General features: G+C 63.6%; 13 protein-coding genes. 8 read left to right on the top strand and 5 right to left on the bottom strand.

Translation table 11 applies throughout. The features are described from left to right. Window positions 1-38: 38 nt before the first annotated feature. The 3 genes from ACWMMN_RS36825 (at window position 39) to ACWMMN_RS36815 (ending at window position 3896) form a co-directional block, all read left to right on the top strand. A complete protein-coding gene (locus ACWMMN_RS36825) occupies window positions 39-1739 on the top strand; it encodes an NAD(P)/FAD-dependent oxidoreductase (RefSeq protein ID WP_174993684.1) in 1701 nt (566 codons plus the stop codon). 24 nt (window positions 1740-1763) lie between these two features. After that, window positions 1764-2900, top strand: coding sequence for a Rieske 2Fe-2S domain-containing protein (locus tag ACWMMN_RS36820; RefSeq protein ID WP_486424259.1), 1137 nt, complete (start codon window positions 1764-1766; stop codon window positions 2898-2900). 342 nt (window positions 2901-3242) lie between these two features. Next, window positions 3243-3896 (top strand): lytic polysaccharide monooxygenase, encoded by a 654-nt coding sequence (locus ACWMMN_RS36815; RefSeq protein ID WP_226196957.1) that lies wholly within the window; start codon window positions 3243-3245, stop codon window positions 3894-3896. A 414-nt stretch (window positions 3897-4310) separates the two neighbouring features. Here the strand turns inward: ACWMMN_RS36815 and ACWMMN_RS36810 are convergent, their stop codons facing one another. Then, complete coding sequence (locus tag ACWMMN_RS36810) at window positions 4311-5714, bottom strand: GGDEF domain-containing protein (protein ID WP_059242290.1); 1404 nt, start codon at window positions 5712-5714, stop codon at window positions 4311-4313. Between the two features lie 991 nt (window positions 5715-6705). On the opposite strand from ACWMMN_RS36810, the gene ACWMMN_RS36805 reads away from it, so the two are divergent. The 3 genes from ACWMMN_RS36805 (at window position 6706) to ACWMMN_RS36795 (ending at window position 11747) form a co-directional block, all read left to right on the top strand. Beyond that, window positions 6706-7797, top strand: a complete 1092-nt coding sequence (locus ACWMMN_RS36805; protein ID WP_174993685.1) for a glycoside hydrolase family 18 protein — start codon at window positions 6706-6708, stop codon at window positions 7795-7797. Between the two features lie 132 nt (window positions 7798-7929). Continuing rightward, complete coding sequence (locus ACWMMN_RS36800; protein ID WP_256087556.1) at window positions 7930-9027, top strand: endo alpha-1,4 polygalactosaminidase; 1098 nt, start codon at window positions 7930-7932, stop codon at window positions 9025-9027. Window positions 9028-9665: 638 nt separating this feature from the next. Further along, a complete protein-coding gene (locus ACWMMN_RS36795; RefSeq protein ID WP_486424258.1) occupies window positions 9666-11747 on the top strand; it encodes a bifunctional diguanylate cyclase/phosphodiesterase in 2082 nt (693 codons plus the stop codon). An 88-nt stretch (window positions 11748-11835) separates the two neighbouring features. Here ACWMMN_RS36795 and ACWMMN_RS36790 read toward each other — a convergent pair whose 3' ends face one another. From ACWMMN_RS36790 to pdxR, 3 genes are all read right to left on the bottom strand, one after another. Continuing rightward, entirely contained in the window at window positions 11836-12246 is a 411-nt protein-coding gene (locus ACWMMN_RS36790) for a cupin domain-containing protein (protein WP_486424257.1), read from the bottom strand. 4 nt (window positions 12247-12250) lie between these two features. Further along, window positions 12251-12730: a carboxymuconolactone decarboxylase family protein gene (locus ACWMMN_RS36785; RefSeq protein WP_174993665.1), complete on the bottom strand. Its 480-nt coding sequence runs from the start codon at window positions 12728-12730 to the stop codon at window positions 12251-12253. 178 nt (window positions 12731-12908) lie between these two features. Further along, a complete protein-coding gene (pdxR, locus tag ACWMMN_RS36780) occupies window positions 12909-14387 on the bottom strand; it encodes a MocR-like pyridoxine biosynthesis transcription factor PdxR (RefSeq protein ID WP_174993666.1) in 1479 nt (492 codons plus the stop codon). 194 nt (window positions 14388-14581) lie between these two features. On the opposite strand from pdxR, the gene ACWMMN_RS36775 reads away from it, so the two are divergent. Together ACWMMN_RS36775 and ACWMMN_RS36770 are read left to right on the top strand one after the other, a co-directional pair. Further along, window positions 14582-15325 carry an SDR family oxidoreductase gene (locus ACWMMN_RS36775; protein ID WP_486424256.1) on the top strand — a complete coding sequence of 248 codons (744 nt, stop codon included), beginning with the start codon at window positions 14582-14584 and terminating at the stop codon, window positions 15323-15325. Between the two features lie 83 nt (window positions 15326-15408). Further along, entirely contained in the window at window positions 15409-16446 is a 1038-nt protein-coding gene (locus ACWMMN_RS36770) for a LysR family transcriptional regulator (RefSeq protein ID WP_342706516.1), read from the top strand. Between the two features lie 183 nt (window positions 16447-16629). Here ACWMMN_RS36770 and ACWMMN_RS36765 read toward each other — a convergent pair whose 3' ends face one another. Continuing rightward, window positions 16630-18003 (bottom strand): DUF6687 family protein, encoded by a 1374-nt coding sequence (locus tag ACWMMN_RS36765; protein WP_486424255.1) that lies wholly within the window; start codon window positions 18001-18003, stop codon window positions 16630-16632. Window positions 18004-18047: the final 44 nt, after the last annotated feature.

Here is an 18047-nt window from a genome sequence, read left to right as displayed (position 1 = left end):
CGGCCATGTGTTCCATCTCACCAGGAGAGCTTGCCCCCATGACTCAGAAGAGCACCGCGAACGAGCACGACAGCAACCACTTCGACGTGATCATCCTCGGCTCGGGCATGTCCGGCACCCAGATGGGGGCGATCCTGGCCAAACAACGGTTTCGTGTGCTGATCATCGAGGAGTCGTCGCACCCGCGGTTCACGATCGGCGAATCGTCGATCCCCGAAACGTCCTTGATGAACCGCATCATCGCCGATCGCTACGGCATTCCGGAGCTTGACCGCATCACGTCGTTCTACGCGACGCAGCGTTACGTCGCGTCGAGCACGGGCATCAAGCGCAACTTCGGCTTCGTGTTCCACAAGCCCGGCCAGGAGCACGACCCGAAGGAATTTACGCAGTGCGTCATTCCCGAGCTGCCGTGGGGGCCGGAGAGCCATTATTACCGGCAAGACGTCGACGCCTACCTGCTGCAAGCCGCCATCAAATACGGCTGCACGGTCCGCCAGAAGACGAACGTGACCGAATATCACGCAGACAAGGACGGCGTCGGCGTGGCCACCGCCCAGGGCGAACGGTTCACCGGCCGGTACATGATCGATTGCGGAGGACCTCGCGCGCCGCTCGCGACCAAGTTCAAGCTCCGCGAAGAGCCGTGCCGCTTCAAGACGCACTCGCGCAGCCTCTACACGCACATGCTCGGGGTCAAGCCGTTCGACGACATCTTCAAGGTCAAGGGGCAGCGCTGGCGCTGGCACGAGGGGACCTTGCACCACATGTTCGCGGGCGGCTGGCTCTGGGTGATTCCGTTCAACAACCACCCGCGCTCGACCAACAACCTGGTGAGCGTCGGCCTGCAGCTCGACCCGCGCGTCTACCCGAAAACGGACGTCTCCGCTCAGCAGGAATTCGACGAATTCCTCGCGCGGTTCCCGAGCATCGGGGCGCAGTTCCGGGACGCCGTGCCGGTGCGCGACTGGGTCAAGACCGACCGCCTGCAGTTCTCGTCGAGCGCCTGCGTCGGTGACCGCTACTGCCTGATGCTGCACGCGAACGGGTTCATCGACCCGCTCTTCTCCCGGGGGCTCGAGAACACCGCGGTGACCATCCACGCGCTCGCGGCGCGCCTCATCAAGGCGCTGCGCGACGACGACTTTTCCCCCGAGCGCTTCGAGTACATCGAGCGCCTGCAGCAGAAGCTTCTGGACCACAACGACGACTTCGTCAGCTGCTGCTACACGGCGTTCACGGACTTCCGCCTGTGGGACGCGTTCCACCGGCTGTGGGCGGTCGGCACGATCCTCGGGCAGTTCCGGCTCGTGCAGGCCCACGCGAGGTTCCGTGCGTCGCGTGACGAGGGCGACCTCGATCGCCTCGACGACAACCCCCCGTACCTCGGGTACCTGTGCGCGGACATGGAGGGGTACTACCAGTTGTTCAACGACGCCAAAGCCGAGGTCGAGGCCGTGAGCGCCGGGCGCAAGCCGGCCGAGGAGGCCGCGGCGCGGATTCACGCCCTCATCGACGAACGCGACTTCGCCAAACCGATGTTCGGCTTCGGGTACTGCATCACCGGGGCCAAGCCGCAGCTCAACAACTCGAAGTACAGCCTGCTGCCGGCGATGAAGTTGCTGCATTGGACGCAGACCAGCGCGCCGGCAGAGGTGAAAAGGTACTTCGACTACAACCCGATGTTCGCGCTGCTCAGGGCGTACGTCACGACCCGCATCGGCTTGGCGCTGAAGTAGTCGACCGACACCGGCACGAATATGATGAACGACGTTCAATTGGATCAAGCGGGCACCAGGGAGTATCCGTCGGGCGGGTACGACGCGACCACGCGCCTGGCCGCGAGCTGGTACGTCGCGATGCGCTCGGGCGACCTCAAGGACAAGCCGACGGAGTTGACGCTCTTCGGCCGGCCGTGTGTGGCGTGGCGCGGTGCGACGGGGCGGGCCGTGGTGATGGACCGCCACTGCGCGCACCTTGGTGCGAACCTCGCCGACGGGCAGGTCAAGGACGGGTGCATCCGGTGCCCGTTTCACCACTGGCAGTACGACGAGCAGGGCCAGTGCGTCCATATCCCCGGCCACAGCACGGCGGTGCGCCAGCTGGAGCCCGTCCCGCGCGGGGCGCGCCAGCCGACGTTGGTCACGGCCGAACGATACGGCTACGTGTGGGTCTGGTACGGCTCCCCGCAGCCGCTGCACCCGCTGCCCGAAATCGCCGCGGCCGACGTCGACAACGGCGACTTCATGCACCTGCACTTCGCGTTCGAGACGACGACGGCGGTTTTGCGGATCGTCGAGAACTTCTACGACGCGCAGCACGCGACCCCTGTCCACGCGCTCCCGATCTCGGCCTTCGAGCTCAAGCGCTTCGACGACTGGCGCCAGTGGCCGGAGGTCGAGTCGCTGGCCCGGGCCGGTGCGTGGTTCGGCGCCGGGATCGACTTCACCGTGGACCGGTACTTCGGGCCCCTCGGCATGCTGTCGCGCGCGCTTGGCCTGAACATGTCGCAGATGAACCTGCACTTCGATGGCTACCCCGGCGGGTGCGTCATGACCGTCGCCCTGGACGGAGACGCCAAATACAAGCTGCTCCAGTGTGTGACGCCGGTGAGCGAAGGCAAGAACGTCATGCACATGCTCATCTCGATCAAGAAGGTGGGCGGCGTGCTGCGTCGCGCGACCGACTTCGTGTTGTTCGGACTCCAGACCAGACAGGCTGCAGGGTACGACGTCAAGATCTGGAACGGGATGAAGCCGGATGGCGGCGGCGCGTACAGCAAGTACGACAAGCTCGTGCTCAAGTACCGCGCGTTCTACCGGGGCTGGGTCGACCGCGTCGTTCCGTCAGCCGCTAGCGAACATGCCGAGTGGCGTCACGGTCATCAGCGCGATTGTTGACGGGGCCGCCGTGCGATCAAGATTCAGCGCTTCCCGGGCTCGAGCGGGCCTCCGGGATTGCATGGGACGGAGCGTAGTTCCGGGTTGCGTTCAAGTTCGATACACGTGTTTCAAGGTCGCGAGGAAGGTGCGGGGCTCGCGCATCGTCGCTTACCGCGGTTTCATTCGACCTCTGCTTTTGCCGATCGGTGTGCGCGGCGACGCGCCGACAGGAATCTCGGTCAGGGATCTTGCGGCGGGCTCGATGTGCACACCTTCATTCCAACATCAATGCCATGAGGGATCATGAATCAGATCATCCGCAGATACGTTGCTTCCGTGATGCCACGCTCGTTGGCTGGCATGGCACTACTGGTCACAGCGGTCGGTGCGCATGCGCACGGCCGTTTGACCGAACCGCCTTCGCGCATCGTGCTGTGCACGCAAGGCCAGAATCCGGACTGTCCTGTCGACGCGTGGCACGCGAACGCGATGGAGAACGGCAAGTTCTTCCCTGCAACGCAAAGCGGCCTGTCGGATCCGTTCGCGCCGAACGATGCGAAGAATGCCGCGCCACCGATGGACGGCGAAATCGCCGGCGCCAGCACGAACGGCCCGCTGCCCGTGCTGAACGAGCAGTCGCCCGGCCGCTGGCAGAAGATCCCGTTACGTCCGGGCGCGTTGCAGAACTTCAAATGGGAATTCAGCGCCGTGCACAAGACGCGTCGTTGGAACTACTTCATTACACGCGCCGACTGGAATCCGTCGGAAAAGCTGACGCGCGCGCAGTTCGAGGCCACGCCTTTCTGCACGATCCAGAATCCCGGCCAGCCATACTGGGACCCGAATGCGAACCTGGTGCCCCAGCAACCGACCATTCACCAATGCCGGCTGCCGATGCGTAGCGGTTACCACGTGATCCTCGCGGTCTGGGAAGTGGCGGATACGGCGATGGCGTTTTATCAGGTCGTCGACGCGATGTTCACCAATGGCGATACGACACGCAGCCCGTTCTGATCTTGCTGCGCCATGACGCGTTCGGCGGTGCCCGGGGCGTCATGATTCGATTGAGTTCGAAAACGGAATTATCCCGGGCGCCCCGTCATTCTCAGCGTATTGGCGGGGCATCGAGAATGTCGGTGTACGATCCGTCGACAGGCAGGCAGGGGCGAGGCCTGCGGAAGCGGTTTCGTCCGGTTGAGAAGCCCGGGGCCGAAACTAACCCGGGATTTTCGGGGGCGCGGACAGGCCGGCACGTGACGAGGCGGTGTCTCTCGAACCCGGCCGTGCATTCCCTGGCGAAGGGGGCATGCGATTCGCACTCTTGCGCAATCCAGGGTCGGCCCGGTTCTGGCATCGTGACCATGCGGGTCGCGCAAGAACGTCTGCCGGGGACGCGGTGGCGAGTACGGATACGAATACGGCAACCGGCTACCCGGCGACCACCTGGTTGCGACCTTGATGCTTCGCGCGGTACAGGCGTTCGTCCGCCTTGCGAAGGATCGCGTCGATCGTCTCGCCGTCCCGACCGAATTCGGAGGCGCCGACGCTTACGGTGACCTTGATCGGTTCGCCGATGCCTGCTTCGAACGGCTCGCCCGCGATCGCCGTGCGGATGCGCTCGCCGATCGATTGAGCGGTGTCCAGCGCGGCGTGCGGTAGCAGCACCATGAATTCCTCTCCGCCCGTCCGCGCGACGCCATCGTACGGCCGGATCGCATCGGCGCATTTGTTGACGAAGCGTTGCAATACCTGATCGCCCGTCTGATGCCCGTAACTGTCGTTGATCGCCTTGAAGTGGTCGAGGTCGAGCGCGAGCAACGAGAACGGCGCGCCGTTGCGCTTTGCCCGGTTGATTTCCGCTTCCACGCTTTCGATGAATTGCCGCCGGTTGGCCGCACCCGTGAGCGGGTCCGTGGCCGCCAGGTGCTCGAGCTTTTCGTTGGTACGTTGAAGCGCCTGCAGCGCTCGCTCCGTCCTTGCCATCGCTTCCCTCAACCGGGCAAACAGTTCTTCCTGGCTGTAGATCTTCGAAAACGAACGGGTTGTGTGAAAGGCCTGCACCACGCCGAAACTGAGCAGGAAGAAGCCGGCCGCAAAAATCGCATGCGCCAGCCACCACATGTGATTCCACGGCCGCGCGAGGATGAAAGCAAGCGAGGACAGTGCGAACGACGTCACCGAAATACCGTAGATCGTCATCAACGGCGAACGGATGCGGCGCACGGCCAGCGCGATGACGTTCACGCTGAAGAACAGCAGTGCGCCCCCCTCCATCGACAGGCGTACCCACAGGTTGCCGGCCACCGGCGAGTAGGCGACCGCGGCGACCGCGACGTCGACGAGTCCGAACACGGCGATCCAGGCAAGCCATGTGCGGCGCCGGCCGCGGATCGCTGCGCTGTCGGCCTTGCGACCATAAGTGAGTTGCCCGACAAAAGCGAAGATCGACATGGTCAGGCGCGAGGCCGGACCGTACAGCAGAAACAACCAGAGGTTGTGATGCGCCATGCCGGTGAACATGCCATGCAGCGCATAGATGAGGGAGAAGCCCAGAAAACCCAGCGTAAGCCAGCGTAGCAACGGCTCGCCCGACAGGCTGTAGCACCGCCAGCAGACATAGGTGACGAATGCGCCTTCAAGCGTGGCAGCCGCGATCGCAAGTTCGTGAAAGGCGTGGTTCTCGAATTTCAGTGACGGGTCCTGGAAGAAGTACAGGTAGGCAATCAGATACGCAGGCGTCAGCGCGAAGCCGACCAGCAGGAGTCTGGCGTACACCCGGGTGACCCGTTGGGCGGTGCCGGTCGATTCTTGGGCGGCAACATTGACAGTCATGTTCTGCCTCCGGTTTCGTTGAATGAATCAAGGATGGGAACGGCAACCATGACGTCATGGCGGGGCGGTCGCCAATATGATGAAGCACGAGCGCATCGCCTGAATCTCGTCGACTTGAACAATAAGCCAAATGGCTGCGAGATACCGGTTTGAATTGTCGAATGAAGAGAATTGCAATATGGCAATGCAATCGATTGAATATTTCGGATTTCGATATTGTTTGAAGTAATCGATTCCAGGGTTGATGCCGGATGATTATGTAGTATAACCAGTAGCAGACCAGTTGAAATGCGGGTGCCGGATTGGGTCATCGCTCCATCATCCGCCGAAATATCGGTATCCGCCACTGTGCCGAAGGCATGCCATCACGGGCCGGCGTGACAACTTGACGATACCGCTTGCATCGCGTTGTTGCAGGCCTCCGATCTTGCGCGAACGTGAGGCATGACATGCTGCATCGGCATTGACCAAAGTCGGGGCGTTTCACGTCGTTGATATAAGAACAGCATCAATATCGAAATTTGTCTTCAGATGGCAATTTGTAAGGTCGATTTTTTGAATTCGACCTGAGCGGAGCTTTGCCAATCGAAAAGGGGGAAATCATGGACCAGTGACGGAGAGACAGGGTTCGAGAAATGAAACCAGCCGTAAGGCACATGCGGTTTCGCTTTCATTTGCGTTGCTTTCGATGTCCGGCGCAGCGATGCCAGCCTGTGCAGCAAGCTTCCACGATATTGCGAGCGGCGCCGCAGGCAGTTACACGGCGGTGAAAGTATGACCTGGTCACCAGATGGGGAAGCCCCGGGGCTGATCTGATCACGATGTTTATTATGTAGTGCATATCAATGGTGCAAGTGATTGACGTCCATGTCACGTGTCGGTTTTCCGTTACGCCCGCATGGACGAAGCGCGTCTTCCTGAAATATTCCCCGGCATGGTTTGCGTGAAAGACCGGTGCCGGTAATGCGTATAACGCGATGAGGGCATGAACATGAAGAGCAACCAATCCGGATTCATGCAGCGATCGACCTTGAGGGGTGCGCTGGCGCTTCTGCTGGCATGGTCGTCTTTCGGCACTGGCGCTGCCACGGCGGGCGGGGCGGGTACCGGTACGGCGCCGGCATTCGTATATAGCCCGTACAAGGACGCGACGATTTCGATGAACTGGAACACGAACGTCATCTCGTCGAACGTGACCGGTCAATTGAGCCCGGTGCTGTCGGTGCTGCCAGCCGGTGTGCGTACGCTGACGCTCGCGTTTGCGACCGGCGAATGCGGCAGCGAGAACTGGGCGGGCGTTGACGGCGGCGCGATGGCGTCCGCCAATGTGCCGCTTTTCACCGCGGCCAACGTGAACTACGTGATTTCCACCGGCGGTGCGGCCGGTATGTTCACGTGCGGGACGGATGCGGGCATGGCGACCTTCATCAATCGTTATGCATCGGGCAACCTCATCGGGATCGATTTCGATATCGAAGGCGGGCAGACGCAACAGGTGATCAACGATCTCGTGCAGCGCGTGGCAGTCGCCCAGCAGAATTATCCCGGCCTGCGCTTCAGCTTTACGCTGGCGACACTGGCGCCTTCCCAGCAGGGAGCGACCACGGCCGGCTCCTGGGGCGCCAGCGCACCCGACAGCTTCAACGTGTATGGCGACTGGGTCATGCAGGCCATCCAGGCATCCGGCCTGAAGAACTACACCATCAACCTGATGACGATGGATTACGGGTCGGCCGGGGCGGGGAACTGCGTGGTCGCGAACGGCACCTGCCAGATGGGGCAGTCGGCGCTGCAGGCGGCGATGAACCTGCACGATCACTGGGGTGTACCGTACAGCCAGATCGAGCTGACGCCGATGATCGGCGGCAACGATGTGGCCGGCGAAACCTTTACGCCGGCGGATGCAGACACCGTTGCGCAGTTCGTGAAACAGAATGGCCTCGTGGGGGTCCATTTCTGGTCGTTCGACCGTGACGTCGATTGTCCGCCCGGTGCCGCGTCGTCGACATGCAACTCCATCGGCGGTGTCGGTACGCTCGGTTATACGAACCGGTTTGCCAACGGCCTGGCGCCCGGAAAATGAATGAAGTCTGGCCAGGGAGGAGACCGCGGGGGCCGTCCATATCACGACGAAGTTTCCCGTGGTTTCCGGTTTCCACGACCGGCAACCGGAGGAACGGCCGGGTGCCTACCTTGAACGGCAACTGCTGCTCAAGTGCGAGCTGATCTGCAGGATCGTGGCCGCCGCCGCGCCGACAAAAATCGACAAATCGGAACAGATCGGCGCGGCGTTCCCGCCTACCATCCGGACGTGCCTCGCGCATTCCCGTACCACCGCGGCATCGGCAGATGCATCGCCCGCATTCCGTTGCTCGCGTGTTCCTCGCACCCTCGCATCCTGACAAGCCGCCAAGAAAGCAAAGGATTCGCCATGTCTGCAAGATCACTCGCTTCAATTGCGCTGATGCTGCTGCTTGCCGCGTGCGGCGGCGATGGGGACGTGTCTGCACCGGGCGCCACCGTCGCGGCGACCACGATGCGCGTGTCGCCGGCCGCGGCCTGGAAGCCGCTCGCGCCCGGCACGAGCTGGCAATGGCAGATCGACGGCAACACGATCAACGAGACCGTGCTCGACCGCGTGAACAATTCCCGCAAGATGTTCGACGTCGACATGGAGCAGACCGATGCGGCGGCGATCCAGCGCTTGAAGGCGAAGGGCATCTACGTCGTCTGCTACATGGAGACCGGCGGCCGGGAAGACGGCCGCAGCGATGCGAACCAGTTTCCCGACAGCGTGCTCGGCAACCCCGTCGAAGGATACGAGGATCATGAGCGCTGGCTGGACATCCGTCAGACCGCGATCCTGATGCCCCTGATGCTGGCGCGTCTCGACCGGGCGAAGAAAAAGGGCTGCGACGGCATCGAACCGGATCTGGACGACAGTTATCGGCAGGAAACGGGTTTTCCGCTGACGCGCGACGACCAGTTGCGTTACAACACGGCACTGATCGCCGCCGCACACGATCGCGGGATGTCGATGGGCCTCAAGAACGGTTCGGGGATCGCCACCGCGATGGCGAAGGTCGCCGACTGGGCGCTCAACGAGCAGTGCAACAGGTTCCACGAGTGCGACGGCTACGCGAGCTTCATCGCGCTGAACAAGGCCGTGTTCAATGTCGAGTACACGCGCCCGGACGGCATGAGGCTCGCCGATTTCTGTCCGGCGGACAACCGCGCCAACTTCGACGGCCTTCTGAAATGGTCGAGCGACACGCTCGCGGCGCTGCCGCGCGCGGCATGCCGGTTCGAATGAGCGGCGCGCGGCGTGCGACGGTCGGGGCGATCCGCGGCACGCAAGTCGTGACGAAGCCGCGAACGCAGCCGCGCGAATCTGGGCGACAGATTCCGCGCGCGTGCCCAGGCCATTCAGGCTGAATGGCTTCCGGGCCCGGTTCGCCATCCGGACACGGCACGGCGTTCTGCTTGTGCCGGGCTTCCTTGCCCGGAATCGTTGCGATGGGCGGTGTTCTCCCGGCGGGAGGGCATCACCGCATGGCAGTGCTGTCGATGCATCTCGAGTTTCGCCGGTCGCGCGTCATCGTCCACGACCACTTCGCGAAGATGCCGACGCCAGCATGACGCACGGTCTCCCGATGGCGTGCATGCCGATGGCCGTAAAATCTCCGCCTGGGCCAATCCAGGCACGGGCGTATCGCTTCCCGGCTGCGCGCTTCGCCGGCCCGCAGCGGTAAATTCTTCCCTGAACGGGAGGCCGCGTTTATGATCCGCCCTGCAAGCGGTGGTCGCTGGAATCGTCTGGTTGGTCGCACAACCAGTTCATTCCTTCGGGCACCGCTTTACTTTTGTGCCCAACCTTCACGCGAATTTGCGCAGACACCGGATAACCTGTGGTCTCGTCACCGTCGAATTGAAAGCGATCTGTAAATAACAATGCTGCCGACAAGTTATAACGCGTTGCTCGTTCTTCTTTCGCTCTTGATCGCCATACTGGCGTCCTACACCGTGCTGGACATGGCCGGGCGTATCGAAACCGCTCGAGGGCACGCCGCACACTGGTGGCTGGTAGGCGGAGCTTGCGTGATGGGTACGGGCATCTGGTCGATGCATTTCGTCGGCATGCTCGCCTTCGCGTTGCCGATTCCAATTGGCTACGATCCGGCCATCACGGTGCTTTCGTGGCTGATCGCCATCGTCTGCTCCACGTGTGCGCTCTGGCTCGTCTGCCAGGACACGCTGAAGTGGCACCGACTGGGCGGCGGAGCCATGTTGATGGGCGCCGGCGTTGCGGGTATGCATTACACGGGCATGGCCTCCATGCGCATGTCGCCGGGCATCCAGTACGATCCGTTGCTCGTGTGCCTGTCGGTCGCGATTGCCGTGGTCGCGTCGGGCGCCGTGTTGTGGATCGTCTTCATTCGGCGGACCCACTCGAATCGCGTGCGCCTGCTCAATCTGGGCTCCGCCGTCTTGATGGGGGCCGCCATCGCCGGCATGCACTACACCGGGATGGCCGCCGCGCGGTTCCCGCTAGGCAGCATCTGCGGGGCAGCCGGCTCCCGCCTGGATGCCGGCTGGCTGGCGCTTGTCATCGTCGTTGCCACGTTGGCCATCCTCGCCATCGCGCTGGTCGTTTCCATCCTCGATCTGCGTCTGGAAGCCCGCACGGCGGTACTGGCGACGTCGCTGGCCGAAGCCAACCAGGAATTGACGTATCTGGCGCTGCACGACAACCTCACCAAGCTCCCCAATCGCGTGCTGCTCGAAGACCGGATCGATCAGGCCATCCAGAACACCGACCGCGAGAAGGGGCGTTTCGCGCTGATGTTCATGGATCTCGATGGATTCAAGGCGGTCAACGACGCCTACGGCCATCATGTCGGCGATCTGTTGCTGGTCGACGTGGCGCGGCGCATCGGCGCGAACCTGCGCTCGCAGGACACGATTGCCCGTCTGGGTGGCGACGAGTTCGTGCTGGTCGTGGCGGTGGACGAGCCCGCGGACGCGGCCGACGTGGCGGACAAGGTATTGGCGGTGATCCGGAAACCGTTCCGCGTGTCCGAGCACGAATTGCGCGTGTCGGCCAGCATCGGTATCGCGCTTTATCCCGGCAACGGCAGCGATTTCCGGGACCTGATGACCAACGCCGATGCCGCGATGTATCACGCGAAGGCGCTCGGCCGGAACGCGTACTGTTTCTTCGAAGCATCGATGAATGCGAATGTCCGCGAGCACTTGAAGATCGTGCAGGAACTCCGTTTGGCGCTGGAGCGGCGTGAACTGGTCCTGCATTACCAGCCGAAGTTCGACGTGCCCCACGGGCCGATCATCGGCGTCGAGGCGCTCTTGCGATGGATGCACCCGACGCGCGGCCTCATCGCACCCGATCAGTTCATCTCGATCGCGGAAAAGACCGGATTGATCGTGCCGATCGGCGAATGGGTCCTGGACGAGGCCTGCCGGCAGATGCGCGTGTGGTGCGATGCAGGCCGGACCGACTGGACGATGGCGGTCAACCTGTCACCGTTGCAATTCGGTCACGCGAGCCTGATCCGGGTCGTGCAGGCCACATTGGAACGGCACGCGCTGGAGCCGCACTGCCTGACGCTGGAGATCACCGAATCCACCGCGATGCGCGACGCGGACGCCAGCTTGAGAATCCTGCAGCAGCTTCACGACATGGGCGTGCGTATTTCCATCGACGATTTTGGAACGGGTTATTCGAGCCTGCTCTATCTCAAGCGCTTGCCGGCCAGCGAGCTCAAGATCGACCGGGGATTTATCCGCGATCTCGAACACGATACCGAAGATGCCGCGATCATTTCCGCGATCGTCGCGCTTGGCCGGGCACTCGACCTGAAGATCGTCGCGGAGGGCGTTGAAACGACCGCGCAGCAGCAGTTCCTGACCAAACTCGGTTGCAACTCGCTGCAGGGCTTCCTGCTCGGGCGTCCGATGCCGGCGGATCACTTCGTCGACGCCACCACGCAAGGTAGTGCGATCAAGAACGTTTGAGCGTTTTACGCACGCGGCTCCGGCGTTGCCGCAGCGTACGCAGGTGCCAGCGGTCCGGCGCCCTGCGAAGGCTGCGATGACGATCCTGCTATTTCACGGGCGTAAGGACCGGCGCGCCCTTGTGCTTGATCAGGAATACGACGAACTTTGCCGGCTTCGTGCTGCTGGCGTTCCGCCCGACCGTATGCACGTCCTCAGGGCCTTCGTGGAACGTGTCGCCGGCGTGGAGCGTGACCTCCTTCCCGCCGTTCAGGCCCATCACGATGCTGCCGTCGAGCACATAGACAAAGGCGTGCGCGTCGTGACGATGAACGGGGTCGACACTGCCGGGCGGATAATCGACCATGATCATTTCGACCTCATTGCCCGGATACTCGGGCAACGGCTCCGTGGTCAGCTGCGTCACCCTGGCTTGCGGTGCGGCCGCTGCCGGCTGGGCTGGCATCAGCAGCGACAGCGCCAGCGCCAGCGGTGCGAGAACAAGCATGATGCGTTTCATGTCGTCACTCCAGGTCGGCCTTGTCGAGCCCGAACATCTTGTCGAACGAGCCGGGCACGATGCGGAATGCGACATTCAGCCGGTTCCAGCTGTTGATCGCGCCCACGAGGAAGGTGAGATCCGACAATTCCTTCTCCGAATAGTGGGCACGCACGCGTTCGTAGAGATCGTCCGGCACGCCATGCGCCGGGAGTTGCGTCAGTGTGTCGGTCCATTCGAGCGCGGCACGCTCGCGCGGCGAAAAGAGCGTCGACTCGCGCCAGATCGCCACGTGATGGAGACGCAGTTCGCGCTCGCCGTGGATTTTTGCCGTCTTGATGTGCATGTCGACGCAGAACGCGCAACCGTTGAGTTGCGACGCCCGAATCTCGACGAGCTCGCGGACCGGCGTCTCGATCGTCGTCTTCTGGAGCAACCCGTCGAGTTCCACGAGCTTCTTGGTCAGTTCAGGCGATTGCTGAAAGTAGTTGATGCGTTGCGTCATGATCCGTTCTCCTGATCTGTGGAAGCGGGACTACCGGGCCTGCGCATGGCGATTCATCGCAGGACCTGTCTGGCAACCATCGTAATCGCGGGTCTCGCGGGTCAGTAGTGCCGGGAACGTGCGCACTCTGTTGCCGCTTCGGCACCAATCCGGACTTGCGCACGATGCGTGCCGCGCGTCAACGGCCCAGGCACGCACGCAGCGTGTGTGCGTGACGTTGGGCTTCGTCCGCATCGGCGACGTTCGCGAACCCGATGACGAGGCCGCGCGGTGTTTGCTGCGTGTGGCTGTTCATGTACCAGATCGACAGCGGCAACACCGCGAGTCCCGCTTCGCGGGCGCGGGCAGCAACGGCGACGTCGTCGACCGGTCCGTCCGGGCCCTCGGTGAACCGCACCGCGAACTGGATGCCGCCGGGCGGCAATTCGACGATCAGCCGCTCGCCGAACACCTGTCGCAAGGCGTGCACGATCAGCGTGCGTCGCTCGCCGTACAGCGTGCGCATCCGCTTCAGATGCCGGGCAAAGTGCCCCTGTTCGATGAAATCCGCCAGGGCCGCCTGCAACAGCGTCGGCGAGCCGGCGTTCATGCTGCATGCCACGCGTTCGACGCGTTCCACCGCGCGCTCCGGCACGACCGCGTAGGCCAGCCGCAAGCCGGGATACATCGCCTTGCTGAAGGTACCGCAATAGATCACGTGATCCCGCCGGTCGAGGCTCTTCAGGGCCTGCAACGGGCGGCCAAGATAGCGAAACTCGCTGTCGTAGTCGTCCTCGACGATCCAGCCCGACATTTTTTCGGCCCAGTCGAGCAGCGCGATGCGCCGGGCAAGCGACAGCGTATGGCCAAGCGGGCTCTGATGCGACGGTGTTACCAGCGCGAAGCGTGCGTGCGCGTCCAGTTGCATGCCGCGCGCGACGTCGATGCCGTCGGTGTCCACCGGCACCGGGACGAGCTGCACGCCGGTCTCGGACAGAAAGCCGCGTGCGAGCAGATAGCCGGGATCCTCGAACCACACCCGGTCGTTCGGCCGTGCGAGGCTGCGCAGCACGAGTTCCAGCGTTGCGCGGTAGCCGCTGGTGATGAACACCTGCTCCGGCGCGCAGGCGACGCCCCGCGACAGCGTCAGATAAGTGGCGATGTGCTCGCGCAGCGGCCGGTAGCCGGCCGGATTCGGGTAGCCGAGCAGCGCGCGATCGCCGCCACGCGCGCGCTGCGACACGAGCCGATGCCATACCTTGCGCGGAAATGCGTCGAGCGCCGGGACCCCGGGTTGCAACGGGCGCGGCTCGCCGCTCATCGCGACGGCGATCGGCTGCGGACGCCGTGGCGGCGGGTGGTCGTGCCGTGCCGGCTCGTCGGCACGTGCGGGCGCCGACCGCGTCAGCGACGTCGGCAGCGACGGCGATACGAACGTGCCGGCCGCGCCGCGCATTTGCAGATATCCCTCGTCGACCAGGATCGTGTACGCCTGTTCGACCGTGCCGCGCGCCGTGTTCAGTTGCGTCGCCAGCCCGCGCAACGCGGGCACGCGATCGCCGGGGCGCAGATGACCCGCGGCGATCGCTGTTCTGAACCGCTCGCAAATCTGCAGATAGACGGGCAACTGGCGTTGCCGGTCGATTTCGATGGTCAGGGCGGGCGTTTGCGCAGACATCACGGTCTCGTGGGTAAGGGGAGCCGACGCGGCATGGATCAGTCTGATCGACGATTCTTGGCACTTCTGGATAGGACATGATTCTTCCACACTTGCGCCACGCGATGCGACGGTCATGGCCGGATTCACCGGATCCGGTGCCCGTCACGTACTCCGCACGTTTCAGTCAAATCCTTTCGTCAGGAGATTTTGCGATGAAGATCGTTGTCATCGGTGGTTCGGGCCTGATCGGCTCGCGGGTCGTCACGCTGCTCGGCGAAGCCGGCCATCAGGTGCTTGCTGCATCGCCGCGTACCGGCGTCAACACCGTCACGGGCGAAGGCCTGGCCGGCGTATTGACGGGCGCGGACGTTGTCGTGGACGTGGCGAATGCGCCGTCGTGGGAGCCGCAGGCGGTGCTGGACTTCTTCCGCACGTCGGCACGCAATCTCGGCAAGGCCGAAGTGGCAGCGGGCGTGCGCCATCACGTCGCGCTGTCGATCGTCGGCTGCGACCGGATGCCGGAGAACGGCTATTTCGCGGCCAAGGTGGCGCAGGAGCAGGCGATCGAGGCAGCGGGCGTGCCGTACACGATCGTGCGCGCCACGCAATTCATGGAGTTCATCGGCGGTATCGCCGATTTCGGCACCGAAGGCGGCACCGTCCGCGTCGGCGACGGACTGTTCCAGCCGATCGCGGCGGAGGACGTTTCGGCACTCGTCGCGCAGATCGCGCTCGACGGGCCGCTGAACGGTACGGTCGAGATTGCAGGCCCGGATCGCGCGTCGTTCGCGGAGATCGTCGCACGCTATTTGAAGTCGGCCGGCGACGCGCGCGCGGTGGTGACCGATGGTGACGCCCGCTACTACGGCGGCCGCGTCGAGGAAGAATCGCTGGTCCCGCTCGGGCCTGCACGACTCGGCCGCATCGGACTCGACCAGTGGCTCGCGAGAAGCTGATTCGCATTGGCACGCGCGGCAGTTCGCCGGCGCAGGTCGGCGACGGGCAATCGGGGGGCGCGACATGTCTGGGGGCACGGGAAATGAATCGGTCGGAAACATCGGAGCACGGCGTTCGTCGCGATCTGGCCAGTCGCGCCGATGCGTTGTCGGCGAGCTTCGGTGCGAGCTATGCAGGCATCCTTGCATTCGTTGCAGTGGCGAGCGAGGGAAGCTTCACCAGGGCTGCCGAACGGCTCGGCGTCGGGCGGCCGGCCGTGAGCCGGAATGTCCAGAAGCTGGAGGCGCAGCTGAGCACGCGGCTGTTTCAGCGCACCACGCGCACGACCGAACTGACGCGCGAGGGCCAACGATTTTTCGAGAACTGCCATCAGGGCGTGGCCCAGATCGTGGAAGCCATGAACGACATGCTGGAGTTGCGGCAGGGGCCGCCGCGCGGCCTCATTCGCATCAGCGCGGCAGTGGGATTCGGCAGGAAGATCGTGGCGCCGCTGCTGGAAAAGTTTGCGGACGCGTATCCGGAAATCGTCATCGATCTGCTGCTCGACGACCGGCCGATTGACCTGGTGTCGGAGCGGATCGACGTATCGTTTCGCAACGGGCGCATCGAGGATTCCAGCATCATTGCCCGTCAATTGATTCCGATGCAGATGGTGCTTTGCGCGGCGCCGTCGTATGTCGCGAAGCACGGACTCCCGCAGCGCGTCGAGGACCTCGGCCGGCACGCATGCATCAATTTCAGGTTTGCGAGCGGGCGTCTGTTCGAATGGGAGTTCAATGTCGACGGGCGCGTGCAAAAGTACCTGCCGACGTCGCGCCTCACGTTCAACGACGCGGATCTGGTATTGCGTGCGGTGCTGAACGGATCGGGCATCGCACAGATGGCGGGCTACCAGATTCGCGATCACCTCGCGTCGAACGAGCTCGTCGTCGCGCTGGCGAAGCACGTGCCGGAGGATCGCGGCCATTACATCTGCTATCTGAGCCGGCAACATCTTCCGACGCGCATTCGAATCTTCGTCGATTTCATGACCGAACAGATTCGCGCGCGCGATCTGAATTGCATGACCCGGTTCAATCCGGAGACGGCGGATCTGTCGTCGACGGGACTGGCGGCGTGACGCGTCGATGAAGACAAACGCCCAGGGCCACGGCCGATCCGCCTGACGTCGGTCACGGTTGAGCGTACGAAAATCGAGGCGCTGTGATGCGAACGGGATGATTCGACCTGGTAAGAGAGCGACCGACGTCACGTCGGCTCATGCGCTGGAATCCAAATGGAATCGGTATGTGCGCCATCGAGGTCACGCATCCATCAGCGCTTGCGCGTCCGGCGCTGTCGCGAGCACGGGCGACCACGCCGGTGGTGCGATCGCCAGCAACTGCTTCAACTCGTTGACGACCGTTTCCGCCGGCAGGACGCCGGCATGTTCGCCGGCGCGGCCAAGACGCGGCATGATGTGCTGGACGCCATCGTATTGCCAGTGGGATGTCCCCCGCTCGGCCGCCTGCAGCGCACGCAAGAGGATCGACAGGTCGCGCCGGGGGCGCGGCGATTGCGAGACGCGTGCGACCCAGCCCTCGTAACGCTGATGAATCATGACATCGTCGTGCGCGACGAGCGCGAGCGTCGACAGGGCGGTCCGGTTGTGAAATCCGATCGGCGACAACCCGAAGTAGCGTTGCGATGCGCGCCCGCGAGGCGCGGCCGACGCAGGCAGTCGGAATACCGCGAGATCGAGTTCGGGATGCTGTTCGATGTGCGTACCCGGGTGATCGAGCAGGGCCTCGGTGCCGGCATGATGACGCTCGGCGTCGCGCCACAGGGCGTCGGGTATCGATGGCGCATCGAGCCAGTCACGCAAGGTCGGCAACAGCGTGTCAAACACCGTCGCGATGCGCGCGCTATCATCGCTGAACCCGTGGACATCCTGCAAAACGCGCGCGGCAACCGAGTCCAGTGCGAACGCGAGCCGGCGCGCGACGTCCGAGCGACCGCGCGCGAAGTCGCCGAAGCGTGCGACATCGACCAGCAGCGCCTGATGGCGCAACGCGTGGCCAGGCGCGATGAGTGCATAGATCGACGCGAGTCCGTCGAGATCGAAGTGATCGGTCGTCACGCAGTGCACGTCCGGATCGACGGCGCCTTCCGTCACGAAGCGAAGCACGCTTTCTGTCGAAAGGTTGGCCCGATAACGTGCCGGCGTGCGATTCGATGGCCAGTGCGACAGCGTGAGCCGCGTCGCCGCGTTGTGGATCGCGTCGGCCGCGATGTTCGGCACTTCGTCGGCGTGATCGAACGGCAGGAATGCGAGGCGATCGTGCGGCGACAGCCGCACGGCGTCGATCGGGGCGCGCGGGCGGACCGGGTGCGGTGCGAGTGCGGCACGCAACGCGGCATCGTTCCGTTCCGCATAGCGCTGTTCGAGTTCACCGTGCCGGCCGAAATCGTAATGCAGTGTGCGCAGATTGCTGCGCCTCAGGTCGAATGGCACACCGTTTTGCGTGATCGCGCCACGCCCTGCGATCAGGTTCTGAAGATCGTGGAACGTATTGTCGCGGATCGCGATGACGCGGCCGGCGAGCAGACGCAACGCGAAACCGTCGAGATGTGCGGCGACGTCGTCGTCGAATTGCGCTTCGTGGTCGCCGTCGTACAGCGGAACGAACGAGGTCATGGCAGGGATTCCGTCAAGTCGGGTTGTCAGTCATAAGGCGTCCG

Source organism: Burkholderia cepacia complex sp. TUM26381, assembly GCF_057439935.1.
The sequence above is the reverse complement of the archived record's forward strand: the minus strand, read 5'-3'. Positions and strand labels throughout refer to the sequence as shown.